This window comes from Neisseria sp. HMSC03D10, assembly GCF_001807625.1.
Taxonomy (GTDB): domain Bacteria; phylum Pseudomonadota; class Gammaproteobacteria; order Burkholderiales; family Neisseriaceae; genus Neisseria; species Neisseria mucosa.
This window is the reverse complement of record NZ_KV789517.1, coordinates 1-15300: the sequence shown is the minus strand read 5'-3', so window position 1 is coordinate 15300 and position 15300 is coordinate 1. Positions and strand designations below refer to the sequence as shown.

Here is a 15300-nt window from a genome sequence, read left to right as displayed (position 1 = left end):
AAACTTAGCCAAAACACAGGCTTTATACTAAAATACCGCCATTACCGTGCCATAGCGAAACGCACGGCTTTATTTTAGAGGAATACAAACGACATGACACAAGAAACCGCTTTGGGCGCAGCTTTGAAATCCGCCGTCCAAACCATGAGCAAGAAAAAACAGACCGACATGATTGCCGACCACATCTACGGCAAATACGACGTCTTCAAACGATTCAAACCGCTGGCCGTCGGCATCGACCAAGACCTTGTTGCCGCACTGCCCCAATACGATCCTGCACTGATCGCCCGCGTTCTCGCCAACCATTGCCGCCGCCCCCGCTACCTTAAAGCCTTGGCGCGCGGTGGAAAACGTTTTGATTTGAACAACCGCTTCAAAGGCGAAGTCAGCGCGGAAGAACAAGCCATCGCCCAACAGCATCCGTTTGTCCAGCAGGCTTTGGCAGAACAAGCCGAGCGCCAAGCGGCCAAACAGGCAGCGAAAACTGAGGCAGTAGAAGCCGAACAAGTCGGCGTAGCCGCCGAAACTGAAGAAGTGGCACAAAACAACGCCGAATAATACCGAATGATTTTAAAAGGTCGTCTGAAAATGGATTTTCTGTTTCAGACGACCTTTTTTATCAGTATTTCAAATCAACGGAGGAGGGAAAAGAGGAAACACGCTTTGCAACCATTATTTTTGCTTTGACAGGGGAGGGTAAACGGTGGGTGTTTGTTGATTTTTTATTGGGGATGATACGTTTTCTAAAGATGGATTTTTGTATGCGTGAGAATTTAAGTAGATGGGAATATCTTGTTTTATTTGATTTTATTTTAAACTTGGAAAATCAAGATAAAAAAATGCGCATATCGTTTGGGATATGCGCCAAGTCTACAAAGGAGAAATAGAGGAGAAAAATCAAGCTGCATAAAGCAACTCAACGGGCGTAATTCTGACACAATAAAGAAGTCTTGTCAATGGTTTTTATGAAAATTCCTAAATTTTTGCTTTATGTGCAGCATATTGAATCAGTAGCGCAAAACAGCGACGTTTGGCGTTGGGAATTATCATCAAGACAAAACAAAAGAATTATAGTGGATTAAAATTGCAATGATACGGCGTTGCCAACGCCCTTATGTACTACCCATACACGGCGGGCGTTGCCACCTTGTCTCATTTTTATTTTAATCCACTATAAATATATGTGTCGCTGATGGAGCGCAATATATAAGGTCGTCTGAAAACCTTTCTCACCGATAATGGGAGAAATTTTCAGACGACCTTCCAGACGGTTAAATCAAGCCGTGGTTGACGGTACTATCCATACCTAAGGCATTCAGGAATTGGGTAGCGGTATAGCTTTCGCCACCTTCAAATTTAAAGGTGTCAACCGTATCATGACCGGATGGGGAATGAACCATATCCTTGATGGTCAATTCGTCATTTGAACCTTTCAGCTTCACAACCCAGTCTTTGCCTGTTGTCAATTCGACATCTTTAATCGTTAAATTCCCTGAGAAGAGAACTGTGGTATCTGCTTCTGCACGGATATTGTGCAAGGTATCGTGTCCGCTTTCCTTTCCAAACATAATGGTATTTTTAACCGAGTGTCCGGAGTCGAAAATGGCATCATTACGCGTACCACCGTCAATTACATTGTATCTTCCCAAGGTGATAATATCTTCTCCTTTGCCACCGTAGAAGGTAACTTTACCGATAACGTCTGAAAAGTCCGCAGTATCGTTATCAGCCGATCCGTAAACAACGCGGTTGTATCCCCTCTGATCAACACCGTACCAGTCAATCTTATCGGTAAGGTCGTGGACAAGGTTACCGGCTTTGTCAAAGTGAGGCGCATTCAGACCAAAATGCTCAATGACTTCGCCAACGGTATAGGTTTTGGAATCAAACTGGAATTCGCTGATTGCGCCGTAAATACCGGACTGGTTTTTGATAGTTAGGACATCGTTTGTTCCTTTGATTGAAATGTTCCAAGTATCGCCGTTCAGACGGGGAATAATAATGAATTCGGAATCGGAAGGGATATGATCGATACCAGATTTGTCATAGCTTTGGGTCATCGAAATTTCTAAATCATCCAAAGTCAGGCCACCGGTAAATCTAACGGTATTGGCATTTTGCATTCCGTTCGGGTTGAATTCGGGATCAAGATTGAAATTGTAGTCAAAGATGGTGTCGTGTCCGTATCCTTTACCAAAGACGTAAGTATCTCGGTGTTGTCCGCCTTCAAGATGGTCATTGCCGGCACCGCCGTCCAGATAATCGTCACCAACGTCGGCATATAATTTATCATTGCCGTCGCCGCCGTAGAGTTCGTCATCGCGTTCGTTACCGAAATAGCTTGTTCCGCTATCGCGCAAGATGTCATCTCCGCCTAGTCCGTACAGACGGTCACGTCCGTCGATTCCGCTGTCGATGGTATCGTTTTGCTCGGTACCGGTAAGGACATCGTCTCTTGCTGTTCCGGTAATGATCGAACCTTGTTTGTTTGAATTGGCAACAGCTTTGAGTAGGGATTCGTGGGTATAGGTTTCTCCGAGCAATTCAAAACGTCCGACGGAAACTTTGCCGTCTGCGCTAATTTGGTCTCGAATCAATACAGAACTGTTTGCTGATGTAATCAACCAGTCTTTCCCGCCTTGTGCGTTGTCATTGACGCTGATTTTGAGGTCTTTGATACGCAGGTCGTCTGAAAAACGCAAGGTATTGTTTCCTTGATCGTCGATAATCGTATCATCGTCGCCGAAAATATAGGTATCGTTACCTGCGCCGCCTTTCAGGGTATCTTTTCCTTTGCCGCCGATTAAAGTGTCGTTGCCTGCGTCGCCATTGATGTTGTCGTTACCTTCTCCACCATCCAAGTAATCATCACCGTCGCCGCCGTTGAGGTTGTCATTTCCACCCATGCCGTAAACAGTATCGTTGCCGCGTCCGCTGTTGAGACGGTTGTGTCCGGCATTGCCGGTCAAGATATTGTCGTTGTTGTTGCCTGCGCCGAAGATATTGGCATTGCCGGTCAAGGTAACGTTTTCAACATTGGTTGCTGCTGTGTAGGAAACACTGCTGATTACGGTATCGGTACCTGCATCTTTCTTTTCGATAATGACATCCTTGACATTATCAACATAATAAGTATCGTCCCCCCATCCTCCGCTCATCGTGTCGGCACCAGCTTTGCCGTCAATAGTGTCATTGCCATCACTACCATTTAAAACGTCGTCTGAATCGGTTCCATTAATGGTCAGGTTTTGTGGTTTCGCTGTTTCAATATTGGCTTTTGTTGCACGGATAAATTCAGCTACGTCCAAAACACCACTGTCAAAAATAAATTGATGGATGGAAGGAACACTGCTTCCGGCAGTATATTGGTTGCTGATGGTCAGTACGGAATCTGTGTTATTAATGGAGATTTTCCAATCCTGCCCGCCTTCATTGTTAGTAACAGCCATTATGGTCAAATCTTCGGCACGCAAGCCTCCGGTAAAGCGGACGCGGTTGCTTCCCTCGGTATCGACGATGGTATCCCTGCCGCCTGCTGCATTGAAAATGTAGGTATCGTTACCCATGCCACCGTTCAGTACATCATCACCGGATTCCCCGTTTAGAGTGTCGTCGCCATCTTCACCGAACAGTAAGTCAAAGCCTTCTCCACCGTTGATGATGTCATCGCCACCGCCACCGTAAACGGAATCATTGCCGCGTCCGCTATTAAGACGGTTACGTCCGCTGTTGCCAATAAGTATGTTATCCCCGTTATTCCCTGCTCCGAAGATATTGGCATCACCTTCTAGAATTAGATTTTTTTCTCCGGCAGCAAGCGTGTGGCTGATATTGCTGCGGATGTAGGTCCCGTTATTGGTATTTACCGTATATGCCGAGGTAGATACACCGTGAATGTGCTGTGTTGAAGGAGTTGTTTTAATATTCATAGATATTGTTTTCCGTAGAAATGAAGGATTAAACGGTGATGATGGGAACTATTTGGTTTGTTGGTGTTCCTGACTAAATAAACAATTTAGCATGGCATTGGGAGAATTGTTGGATTTAGGTACGAACGGATATAAATATGGCATGGGCGGTTTGACTGAATATTTTATTTAAAGTTCTGATTTTACGAAAAATAAATATTTTATCTTCATTTTTTATAAATAATGTGATGAGTTAATTGAATTTTTGTTATGGTTTTGCAGCATTTAAATTTGCGAAAATCTGTACTTTAAGGTACTTAAATCAAGCCTGTTTTGTATATATCATGCCGTATTACCGTTTTTCTTTTCGCTATGAAGTCAAAAAATACATTTGTTTTTCTGTGAATTTTTCATTTTCTATGTTCTAAGGCTATAATTTTAAAAAATAAAATATCGAATAAATAATAACTCGTTAAGAATATTTGATAAATGAGCTGTTGAGTATCAAGCCGTTCGGGGATGGGGTAGGGTTTTGAGGTATTGTTTCACTGAATACGCGCCTATTTTTATATTTAACGTACAAAAAGGTCGTCTGAAAACCTGATGGATAAGGTTTTCAGACGACCTTTTATTTACAACGGGAAATTACAGCGAGCGGGCGACTTCGACGATGTCGAAGCATTCCAGTTGGTCGCCTTCCATAATTTCGTTGTAGCCTTTGATCATCAAGCCGCACTCGAAGCCCATGCGGACTTCTTTGACGTCGTCTTTGTAGCGTTTCAAAGAAGACAGTTCGCCGGTGTGGATGACCACGTTGTTGCGGATGAGGCGGATATGGGAATCGCGTTTGACCACGCCGTCGGTAACCATACAGCCTGCAATGTTGCCGACTTTGGATACGCTGATGACCTGACGGATTTCGACCATACCGGTAATCTGCTCTTTCTCTTCCGGCGCCAGCATGCCGCTCATGGCTGCTTTGACGTCGTCGATGGCATCGTAAATGATGTTGTAGTAGCGGATTTCCACGTTTTCATTTTCGGCAAGTTTGCGCGAAGAAGCGTCTGCACGCACGTTAAAGCCGATGATGAACGCGCCTGAAGCGATGGCAAGGTTGACGTCCGATTCGGTAATACCGCCCACGCCACTGTGCAATACGTTCACTTTCACTTCGTCGGTGGACAGTTTTTTCAGGCTGCCCGCCAAAGCTTCGTAAGAACCTTGTACGTCTGCTTTGATGATGACCGACAAGGATTGGGCTTGGTTTTCGCCCATGTTGTTGAACATATTTTCCAGCTTCGCCGCCTGCTGTTTGGCAAGGCGAACGTCGCGGTATTTGCCTTGGCGGAAGAGCGCGATTTCGCGGGCTTTTTTCTCGTCTGCCAACACCATTGCGTCTTCACCGGCGTTCGGTACGTCGGACAAGCCGAGGATTTCGACCGGAATAGACGGGCCGGCTTCGTTGACGGCTTTACCGTTTTCATCAACCATCGCGCGGATTTTACCGAACGCAGTACCGGCCAGCAGCATATCGCCTTTTTTCAGCGTACCGCTTTGCACCAAGAGGGTGGCAACCGCGCCACGTCCTTTGTCCAGACGTGCTTCGACGATGATGCCTTTGGCGGGCGCATCGACAGGGGCAGTCAGTTCCAAAACTTCGGCTTCGAGCAATACGGCTTCGAGCAATGCGTCGATATTGATGCCTTTTTTGGCGGAAACATCGATAAATTGTACATCGCCGCCCCACTCGTCCGGCACGACTTCGTGTGCGGTCAACTCTTGGCGGATGCGCTCGGGGTTGGCAGCTTCTTTATCGATTTTGTTGACGGCAACCACCATCGGTACGCCCGCTGCTTTAGCGTGGGCAATGGCTTCGATGGTTTGCGGCATCACACCGTCGTCGGCTGCAACCACGAGAATCACGATGTCGGTTGCTTTCGCACCGCGCGCGCGCATGGCGGTAAACGCTTCGTGACCCGGGGTATCCAAGAAGGTAATCACACCACGAGGGGTTTCAACGTGGTATGCGCCGATGTGCTGGGTAATGCCGCCCGCTTCGCCTTGTACCACTTTGGCGCGGCGGATGTAGTCCAGCAGCGAGGTTTTACCGTGGTCAACGTGACCCATCACGGTAACAACCGGCGGACGCGGCAATGCTTCGGCTTCCACAGCTTCCACGCCTTCATCCAAGAATGCTTCGGGATCGTCGGCGGCGGCAGGTTTACCGATGTGGCCGAGTTCTTCCACTACAATCAGGGCGGTGTCTTGGTCGATGGATTGGTTGATGGTCACCATCATGCCCATTTTCATCAGGGCTTTGACCACTTCCACGCCTTTGACTGCCATTTTATGCGCCAAATCGGCAACGGTAATGGTTTCGGGAACCAAGACTTCGTGAACGACGGGTTCGGTCGGTGCTTGGAAGGCGTGTTGGTTCGGCTCGAGTTTGAGTTTCTTGCCTTTTTTACCGCTGCGTACGCGCTCGTCGTCGCCGTTGCGCGCATTGCGGTCGCGTCCGCCTTTACCGCCTTTACCTTTAGCGTTGCGGCCTTGGTTGTCATCGTCGCGGTTGTGGCGGTCTTCTTTTTTCGCACGGGCAGGATTGGCGGCTTTGCCTTCTGCGGGCGCGGCTTTGGCTTTTTCGGCAGGCTTGCGCTGCTCGGCAGCTTTGGCTTCGGCTGAGGGCTTGGCTTGCTGATCCGCCTGTTGTTTCATGGCTTCACGGCGCGCCTGACGCTCTTGTTTTTCTTTCAACAAGGCTTCTTGATGGGCGCGTAAAGCGGCGGCGCGGCGTGCTTCTTCGTCGCGTTGCGCTTGCTCTTCCGCGCTGACCACAGGTTGCGGAGCGGCTGGAGCAGCTGGTTTGGCTGCTTTTTTTGCGTCTTTGCCTTTATTGCCTTTGTCTTGTTTAGGCTTGGCTTTGCCTTCGGCAGGTTTTTCAGACGACCTTTGGGCAGGTTTGTCTTCAGCCTGAACTGCTTGTGCAGCGGGTTCTGCCGGTTTGTCGTCGGCTTTGCTTCCAGCTGCTTTCACTTCGGCAGGTTTTTCAGCCGCTTCAACAGGTTTCGCTTCTTCCGCTTTGACTTTCGGCTCGGCTTTTGCTGCTTTGGCAGCCTTCAACTTCGCAGCTTCCGCTTCGGCTTTCGCACGCGCTTCGGCACGGGCGGCGGCCTCAGCTTCGGCTTTCGCCTGTTCTGCGGCTTGGTCTTTCGCTTCTGCCTGCTCGGCTTTTTGCGCTTCAGATGCTGCTTTGGCTTTAGCTTCGGCGGCAAGCTCTTCCGGCGAAGGAATCGTTACGGAACGGCCGCGTTTGCGTTCGACTTTGACGCCGCTGACAGTGCTGACTTCGGTTTTTTTGCGGCGGATACTGATGGTTCCGCCGTCATTGCCGTTTTTCTTTTTCAGATAGGCGTTCAGCAGTTGCTTGTCGTCCAGCGTCAGGGAATCGCTGCCGCTGCTTTTATTGACACCGGCTTCTTTCAGTTGTTTCAGCAAATCATCGACGGGGCGTTTCAGTTCGGCGGCAAATTGTTCTACGGTTGTGTTACTCATCTGTACCCCCATTAGTTCTCTTCGGTAAACCAGTGTTCGCGGGCAGCAAGAATCACTTTTTTCGCCGCTTCTTCATCTACACCGGTTATTTCAATCAGTTCGTCAACGGCAAGTTCCGCCAAATCGTCGCGGGTGGTTACGCCGGCTTCCGCCAGTTTGCGGAGCATATCGGAATCTACGCCGTCCAGATTGCGCATGTCGTCTGAAACTTCTTCCAGCTTCTCTTCGGACGCAATCGCCATAGTCAGAATCGCATCACGCGCGCGGTTGCGCAGGGTTTCGACGATTTCTTCGTCAAAACCTTCGATGGCAAGCAGTTCGGCAGCCGGAACGTAAGCAACTTCTTCCAGCGTGGCAAAACCTTCTTCCACCAAAATATCGGCGGTTTCGTCGTCGATGTTCAGATGCGCGGTAAAGAGGTCGCGGATGGCTGCGTCTTCGGCAGCAGTGCGTTCGTCCGCTTCTTCGACAGTCATGATGTTCAACTGCCAACCTGTCAAATCAGATGCCAAGCGCACGTTTTGACCGCCGCGACCGATGGCGAGCGCAAGCTGGTCTTCGGCAACGATCACGTCAACCGCGTGTTTGTCATCGTCAATCACGATGCGGCTGACTTCGGCAGGAGACAGCGCGTTCATCACGAACTCAGCAGTTTCAGACGACCACAGCACCACATCAATGCGCTCGCCTGCCAATTCGTTGCTGACAGCGTTCACACGGGAGCCGCGCACACCGATACAGGTACCTTGCGGATCGATACGTTGGTCGTTGGCTTTAACCGCCACTTTCGCACGTTGGCCCGGATCGCGCGCCACTTCGCGGATTTCCAACAAGCCGTCTGCAATTTCAGGCACTTCCATTTCGTACAGCTTCGCAAGGAAATCGCCCGAAGTACGGCTGAGGATAACTTGTTTGCGGCCGGTGTTGCCGATTTCGTCCACACGCAAAAACAGCGCGCGGATACGGTCGCCGCCGCGGAAGTTTTCACGCGGAATCATTTGTTCGCGCGGAATTAGCGCGTCCAGCTTGCCCGGAACGACTTCGACGATGATGCCGTGGCGTTCTACGCGTTTTACCGTACCGGAAACGATGTCTTCTTTAACAGCCAAGAATTCGTTCAGATTTTGCTCGCGCTCGGCATCGCGGATGCGTTGCAGGATGATTTGTTTGGCAGTTTGCGCGGCTTGGCGGCCAAAACCTTCGTTCGGCAGCGTTTCTTCGTAGTAGTCGCCGATTTGAATGTCGGTACCCGGAATTTCTTCTTGGATTTCTTCGATGGTTTTTTCCAGGTCGGGATAGGTGTAATCCTCGTCAGCAACAATCAGCCAGCGGCGGTAAGTATGGTATTCGCCGGTATCGCGGTCGATTTCGACGCGCACGTCCATATGCTCGCGGTCGGCTTTTTTCTTGGCTGCGGTAGAAAGGGCAAATTCCAATGCTTGGAACACCACTTCCGCTTCAACGTTTTTCTCGCTTGCCAACGCTTCGGCAAGTTGCAACATTTCGCGACTCATTTTTTAGAATCTCCAATATCAAGTTTTAAAATTTAAATTCGGGGCGCAGGCGGGCTTTATCGATATTATCCAAGCCGATTTGCGCGGTTTTGCCGTCGAAAGAGAGCGTTACGGTATCGTTTTCACAACCCTCGATGCGGCCGATAAAGTTCTTTTGTCCGTCAACCGGCAGGCGGGTTTTGATTTTTGCCTGTTGCCCTGCAAAGCGCACGAAATCGGCGGCTTTTTTCAGAGGCCGGTCAAGGCCGGGGCTGGAAATTTCCAGATTTTTATAATCGATGTCTTCCACCATGAACACGCGGCTCAAATGATTGCTGACAGTCGCGCAGTCTTCGACGGTGATACCGCCTTCCTTATCGATGAACACGCGCAGCGTGCCTTGTGCAGTCAGCTCGAAATCGACCAGTTCGTAGCCCAAACCCGGCAGGGTTTTTTCGAGAATTGTTTGAATATCCATGAATCTCCCGGAGTACATAAACAAAAAAATGGCCCCGTGGCCATTTTTCGTCAAAATTGAAAAATTGGCTTATTATAACCGCTTTCCACTCAAAAGAAAAGCGTTGATTTATCGCGGCTTTTTTCAGACAACCTCATAGAATGAATACACCTGGCGGCATAAAACCAAGCTTAAAATTGTTGACAAAAACGGTCGTCTGCAAAATCGCCATTAAACCTTACCCATTGATAATCATCATTTTATTTCCAATCTTTCTTTTTCAGACGATCCCATTTCCCTACCATACGGCTTGCACGAAGCACGCCGTCATTCTAAAATCCAAAGCTGTTATCATCGAAACAAAAAGGCATTGCCATGTCCGCCCGCCCCATCTACAACTTTTCCGCAGGTCCCGCCGTCCTGCCCGAAGCCGTATTGCGTACCGCGCAGCAAGAAATGCTCGACTACAACGGCACAGGCTTCCCCGTCATGGCGATGAGCCACCGCTCAGAAATGTTCCTCAGCATCCTCCATCACGCCGAACAAGACCTGCGCACGCTGCTGAACATTCCTTCCAACTACAAAATCCTGTTCCTGCAAGGCGGCGCAACCACGCAATTCAACATGGTTGCGATGAACCTGGCGCATGGCTTCCCGTCCGCCGAGGCAGTGGTAACGGGCAACTGGAGCCGCATCGCCTACGAACAAATGAGCCGCCTGACCGATGCCGAAATCCGACTGGCGGCGCACGGCGGCGAACAATTCGACTATACCGCCCTGCCGCCCGTCGAAACTTGGGACATAGACAAAAACTCCGCCTTCGTCCACTTCGTCATCAACGAGACCGTCAACGGCCTGCAATACCAAACCGTTCCCAAACTTTCAGACGACCTGCCGCCGCTCGTTTGCGATATGTCCAGCGAAATCCTCTCGCGCGAGTTTGACGTTTCCGACTACGGGCTGATTTACGCGGGCGCACAAAAAAACATCGGCCCCGCCGGCGCAACCGTCGTCATCATCCGCGAAGACCTGCTCGACCGCTGCCCCGACAGCATTCCCGACGTCTTCAACTACCGTTCCCACCTCAACCGCGACGGCATGTACAACACCCCGTCAACTTACGCCATTTATATGTCCGGTTTAGTGTTCCGCTGGCTGCTGACGCAAGGCGGCGTGAAGAAAATCGAAGCCGTCAACAACATCAAAGCCCAAACGCTTTACGACGCCATCGACGGCAGCGGCGGCTTCTACATCAACCGAATCCGCCCCGATGCCCGCTCGAAAATGAACGTCGTCTTCCAAACCGCCTCAGCCGAACTCGACCGCCGCTTCGTCCTCGAAGCCGAACTGCAAGGCTTGTGCCTGCTCAAAGGCTACAAAACCGTCGGCGGTATGCGCGCCAGCATCTACAACGCCATGCCGCTCGAAGGCGTACAGGCGTTGGCGGACTTTATGAGCGATTTCCAACGGCGTTACGGCTAAGGGTTTTATTTCTATATATAAAGGTCGTCTAAAAATTTGCCACGCTTGTTTTCAGACGACCTTTATATTTGGATGCAGCGGATTAACAGCTTCTATTTATGTAGAGTAAAGTTATGTAATGATTTTAGTGCCTATTGTATTGTTATGCTTCTTAACCGCGTTTCCAAACATGGTGTTTCAATTCGCTTTGTGCTATAAAATCCGCTGTTTTAACTGATTCGAAAGAAAAAAATGGACGCTTTACACCTTCTCACCACACGTCGTTCATCTAAAAAACTGACTGCTCCCGCGCCGAACGCAGAGCAACTGGAAGCGATGCTTCAAGCCGCTACGCAGGTTCCCGATCACGGCAATATGCGTCCGTTCCGCTTCACCGTCATTCAAAGCGCGGAAGGATTGCAACGTTTCCGCGAAATTTTGTGCCGGACCGTTACCGAATTGAATTTTGGCGACGATGCCATGAGAAAGGCCGAGCGGGTGGGCAGTATGGCTCCGATGGTCATCGGCGTAACTTTTGCGCCTAATCGCGAAGTGGCGAAGCCCAAACCCGAATGGGAACAGATGTTGAGCGCGGGCTGTGCCGCCTACGGGTTGCAGCTTGCCGCTTCCGCGCAGGGCTTCGACAATGTGTGGATTACGGGAATGTGGGTCAACAGCCCGCTCTTGCGCGAAGCATTCGGCTGTTTGGACAAAGACAAAATCATCGGGCTGATGATGATCGGCTCTTCTGTGGAAGAGGGGGGCGGTGCGAAAAATACCGATTTGGAACAATTCGTAACAACTTGGTAAACGGTTCGCAATGTAAAAAGGTCGTCTGAAAACCACGATTCAGGTTTCAGACGACCTTTGGTTTTGGGCAAAGCCGAATCGGCAGCTGCCTTTTCCGGCTTCGGGCAAAAGGCGTACAATCCGAATTCAAACGAACCGGAACGAATTGAAACGAATCCAGATGAAACCGAAAATACAAAGACACGAACACATCCTCGCCCTGGTGCGTGAGCAGCATTTCATGACGGTCGAGCAGCTTGCGGAAGCCTTGGACGTTACCCCGCAGACCATACGCCGCGACATACAGGAATTGAGCGAAACGCGGCAGTTGAAGCGTTATCATGGCGGAGCGTCGGTCGGCGATATTTCCGGCGGCGTGGCACAAGGCAAGCGCAATCATTGCCAAAATGAAAAAAACGCCATCGCCCGCCTGATTGCTGCCCACATTCCCGACAATTCGTCGCTGTTTATCAGTATAGGCACGACGATGGAAGCCGTTGCCGCCGAGTTGGTCAAACAGCGTAAAAACCTGCGGATTATCACCAACAATATTTACGTCGCCTCCATCACGTCCGCGCGCACCGACTACACCGTCATCATCACCTCCGGCGTCGTTCGCCCCTTGGACGGCGGGATTACGGGCGTGGCGACGGTCGATTTTATCAATCAGTTTAAAGTCGATTATGCCGTCATGAGTACGCACGGCGTGGAAAGCGACGGCTCGCTTTTGGACTACGACTATAAAGAAGTCAGCGTCATGCAGGCGATGATGACCAATGCGCGGGTCAGGTATTTAGGCGTGGACCACAGCAAATTCAACAGCAACGCCTTGGTCAGGCTGGGTGACATCGGCTCGTTTGACAAAGTATTTACCGACCGCGTACCGGAAGCCGCCATGCAGAAGGTTTTGGGCGATGCGGGCGTAGAATGGCTGGTTGCCGAACCTGTGCCGCTTTGAGTGCGCCACTATAACGATAGAGTCAAGTCGGGTACAATAAAGCCCTTTTCAGACGACTTTTTATAAATATGTCGTCTGAAACCCAATCCCTTCCCAATAAAGAACCATTATGCTCAATAAAGACCAATTCGCGGACAACCATTTCATCCGCACCATCATCGAAGAAGACCTAAAAAGCGGCAAACACGAAGCCATCCAAACCCGTTTCCCGCCCGAACCCAACGGCTACCTGCACATCGGCCACGCCAAATCCATCTGCCTGAACTTCGGTTTGGCATATATTTACGACGGCTTGTGCAACCTGCGTTTCGACGATACCAACCCCGAAAAAGAAAACGACGAATACGTCAACGCCATCAAAGAAGACGTCGAGTGGCTCGGTTTCCATTGGGCGGGCGAGCCGCGTTTCGCTTCCAATTATTTCGACCAGCTTTACGACTACGCCGTCGGTTTAATCAAAGACGGCAAAGCGTATGTCGATGATTTGACACCCGAAGAAATGCGCGAATACCGCGGCACGCTGACCGAGGCGGGTAAAAACAGCCCTTACCGCGACCGAAGTATCGAAGAAAACCTCGACCTGTTCACGCGCATGAAAAACGGCGAGTTCCCCGACGGCAGCAAAACCCTGCGCCTGAAAATCGACATGGCATCAGGCAACATCAATATGCGCGACCCCGTCATCTACCGCATCCGCCGCGCCCATCACCACAACACCGGCGACAAATGGTGCATCTACCCGATGTACGACTACACGCATTGCATTTCCGATGCCATCGAAGGCATCACGCATTCCTTGTGTACGCTCGAATTTGAAGCCCACCGCCCGCTGTACGACTGGGTGTTGGACAACATCCCCGCGCCGCACGCCACACGCCCGCGCCAATACGAGTTTTCCCGTTTGGAGCTTTTGTATTCCATCACCTCCAAACGCAAGCTGAACCAACTGGTTTCAGACGGCCACGTTACCGGCTGGGACGACCCGCGTATGCCGACCATTTCCGGTATGCGCCGCCGCGGCTACACGCCAGAAGGCCTGCGCCTGTTTGCCAAACGCGCCGGTATTTCCAAATCTGAAAACATCGTCGATATGAGCGTGTTGGAAGGCGCGATTCGCGAAGAGCTGGAAAACTCCGCCCCGCGCCTGATGGCAGTCTTGAACCCGCTCAAAGTGATTCTGACCAACTTTGAAGCCGGCAAAACCCAAAGCCGCCGCGCCGCGTTCCACCCCAATCACGAAGAAATGGGCGAGCGCGAAATCCCCGTGTCCCAAACCATCTACATCGAGGCAGACGACTTTGCCGAAAATCCGCCCAAAGGCTTCAAACGCCTGACCCCGGGCGGCGAAGTGCGCCTGCGCCACGGCTATGTGATCAAGTGCGACGAAGTCGTAAAAGACGCAGCGGGCAATGTAGTCGAACTCAAATGCAGCATCGACCATGACACCTTGGGCAAAAATCCAGAAGGCAGAAAAGTCAAAGGCGTGATTCACTGGGTTTCCGCCGAACACGCCGCCGAAATCAAAGTCCGCCTGTACGACCGCCTCTTTACCGTCGAGCGTCCCGATGCCGTGCGCGGCGAAGACGGCGAATACCTGCCGTTTACCGATTTCCTCAACCCCGAGTCCGTCAAAGAAATCACCGCCTATGCCGAACCTGCCGCCAAAAACCTGCCCGCCGAAAGCCGTTGGCAGTTTGAACGCATCGGCTATTTCGTCACCGACCGCAAAGACCACAGCAAAGACACGCCGGTGTTTAACCGCACGGTAACGCTGAAAGATTCTTGGCAGGCAAAATAATTGGTAAGAAGGCAGTCAGTATGCACTGGCTGCCTTTATTGTGTTTAAATTTTTGATTTTATAATAGGAATTTTATGGAAAACCAAATACCCACTTCACAGGAAGTTCGATATCACGAACCCAAACGCCTTCCTGCTTCTGCAGGCATCAAGTGGATTACCGACGCTTTCGGTATTTTCAAACTTCATCCGTGGAAATGGATAGGCGTATTATTGGCCTATATGATCGTAGGCTTTGTGGTTTCTATTATTGACTTACTAGGAATTAATGCGCTTTCTAGTTTAAAAGGTATTGTATTCAGCTGGGTGGGTTCATGCTTAGTAGGCGGAGCTATGTATGTTGCTAACAATATCAATAATGGAAAAGCATTTGATGTGAAAGATTTTTTTATTGTTTTTTTAGATAAAAAAATGAGTTTTTTCATTTTATTGTTACTTCAGGTGCTGTTCAGTATAGCTGTTAGTTTGCTTATCATTCCGCTATATTTTGCAGGTCATTGGGCAATGATGATAGGTGTTGTATTGATTGTTATTGTCCTTTTGTCTATATTTTTATTAACCCCCGCTTTGATTGTTTTAGATGGTCTGAAGCCATGGGAGGCTATTAAAGCTAATGTTAAAGCGGCTATGTGTAATATTCCTGCAATATTAGTTTATGTTGTAGGTGTGGCTCTCTATTCTTTTATGTGGGGCGTATTAGGCAGCATGTTAGGCCAGTGGATTATCATGATCATACTTTTACTATTCCTACCTGTCAGCGCAGTTTTACTGCTGTCCCCTTATATTGCTTACCGCAGTATTTACCCTAATGGTCGTATTGTAAAATCCTAAGTGGATAAAGGCCGTCTGAAACATTTGAACTGCACCCCAAAAGTTGGACATCCC

General features: G+C 49.9%; 10 protein-coding genes. 6 read left to right on the top strand and 4 right to left on the bottom strand.

Translation table 11 applies throughout. The features are described 5' to 3' along the window. Nucleotides 1-93 precede the first annotated feature (93 nt). A complete protein-coding gene (locus HMPREF3066_RS03700; protein WP_070440527.1) occupies nucleotides 94-558 on the top strand; it encodes a ProQ/FINO family protein in 465 nt (154 codons plus the stop codon). 713 nt (nucleotides 559-1271) lie between these two features. Here the strand turns inward: HMPREF3066_RS03700 and HMPREF3066_RS03690 are convergent. The 4 genes from HMPREF3066_RS03690 to rimP all read right to left on the bottom strand — a co-directional run bounded on the left by HMPREF3066_RS03690 (nucleotide 1272) and on the right by rimP (nucleotide 9431). Further along, a complete protein-coding gene (locus tag HMPREF3066_RS03690; protein WP_070440522.1) occupies nucleotides 1272-3929 on the bottom strand; it encodes a calcium-binding protein in 2658 nt (885 codons plus the stop codon). A 624-nt stretch (nucleotides 3930-4553) separates the two neighbouring features. Next, the gene (infB, locus tag HMPREF3066_RS03685; protein WP_141743169.1) at nucleotides 4554-7460 is read right to left on the bottom strand and encodes a translation initiation factor IF-2; all 2907 of its coding nucleotides are present in this window, start codon (nucleotides 7458-7460) and stop codon (nucleotides 4554-4556) included. A gap of 11 nt (nucleotides 7461-7471) precedes the next feature. Continuing rightward, entirely contained in the window at nucleotides 7472-8974 is a 1503-nt protein-coding gene (gene nusA, locus HMPREF3066_RS03680) for a transcription termination factor NusA (protein WP_045072451.1), read from the bottom strand. A 25-nt stretch (nucleotides 8975-8999) separates the two neighbouring features. After that, a complete protein-coding gene (gene rimP / locus HMPREF3066_RS03675; protein WP_003741871.1) occupies nucleotides 9000-9431 on the bottom strand; it encodes a ribosome maturation factor RimP in 432 nt (143 codons plus the stop codon). Nucleotides 9432-9785: 354 nt separating this feature from the next. Between rimP and serC the strand changes: the two genes are divergently transcribed. The 5 genes from serC (at nucleotide 9786) to HMPREF3066_RS03650 (ending at nucleotide 15246) form a co-directional block, all read left to right on the top strand. Next, nucleotides 9786-10892: a phosphoserine transaminase gene (gene serC / locus HMPREF3066_RS03670; RefSeq protein WP_070440518.1), complete on the top strand. Its 1107-nt coding sequence runs from the start codon at nucleotides 9786-9788 to the stop codon at nucleotides 10890-10892. A gap of 231 nt (nucleotides 10893-11123) precedes the next feature. Next, nucleotides 11124-11681 carry a nitroreductase family protein gene (locus HMPREF3066_RS03665; protein WP_070440516.1) on the top strand — a complete coding sequence of 186 codons (558 nt, stop codon included), beginning with the start codon at nucleotides 11124-11126 and terminating at the stop codon, nucleotides 11679-11681. A 160-nt stretch (nucleotides 11682-11841) separates the two neighbouring features. Continuing rightward, the gene (locus tag HMPREF3066_RS03660) at nucleotides 11842-12618 is read left to right on the top strand and encodes a DeoR/GlpR family DNA-binding transcription regulator (protein ID WP_060974662.1); all 777 of its coding nucleotides are present in this window, start codon (nucleotides 11842-11844) and stop codon (nucleotides 12616-12618) included. Between the two features lie 109 nt (nucleotides 12619-12727). After that, a complete protein-coding gene (locus HMPREF3066_RS03655; protein ID WP_070440514.1) occupies nucleotides 12728-14416 on the top strand; it encodes a glutamine--tRNA ligase/YqeY domain fusion protein in 1689 nt (562 codons plus the stop codon). Nucleotides 14417-14490: 74 nt separating this feature from the next. Further along, a complete protein-coding gene (locus HMPREF3066_RS03650; protein WP_070321059.1) occupies nucleotides 14491-15246 on the top strand; it encodes a BPSS1780 family membrane protein in 756 nt (251 codons plus the stop codon). Nucleotides 15247-15300: the final 54 nt, after the last annotated feature.

Excerpts from the sequence above, each read along its gene's own strand:
- HMPREF3066_RS03700 (WP_070440527.1), top strand. The coding sequence starts at position 94 with ATGACACAAGAAACCGCTTTGGGCGCAGCTTTGAAATCCGCCGTCCAA.
- HMPREF3066_RS03690 (WP_070440522.1), bottom strand. The coding sequence starts at position 3,929 with ATGAATATTAAAACAACTCCTTCAACACAGCACATTCACGGTGTATCT.
- infB (WP_141743169.1), bottom strand. The coding sequence starts at position 7,460 with ATGAGTAACACAACCGTAGAACAATTTGCCGCCGAACTGAAACGCCCC.
- nusA (WP_045072451.1), bottom strand. The coding sequence starts at position 8,974 with ATGAGTCGCGAAATGTTGCAACTTGCCGAAGCGTTGGCAAGCGAGAAA.
- rimP (WP_003741871.1), bottom strand. The coding sequence starts at position 9,431 with ATGGATATTCAAACAATTCTCGAAAAAACCCTGCCGGGTTTGGGCTAC.
- serC (WP_070440518.1), top strand. The coding sequence starts at position 9,786 with ATGTCCGCCCGCCCCATCTACAACTTTTCCGCAGGTCCCGCCGTCCTG.
- HMPREF3066_RS03665 (WP_070440516.1), top strand. The coding sequence starts at position 11,124 with ATGGACGCTTTACACCTTCTCACCACACGTCGTTCATCTAAAAAACTG.
- HMPREF3066_RS03660 (WP_060974662.1), top strand. The coding sequence starts at position 11,842 with ATGAAACCGAAAATACAAAGACACGAACACATCCTCGCCCTGGTGCGT.
- HMPREF3066_RS03655 (WP_070440514.1), top strand. The coding sequence starts at position 12,728 with ATGCTCAATAAAGACCAATTCGCGGACAACCATTTCATCCGCACCATC.
- HMPREF3066_RS03650 (WP_070321059.1), top strand. The coding sequence starts at position 14,491 with ATGGAAAACCAAATACCCACTTCACAGGAAGTTCGATATCACGAACCC.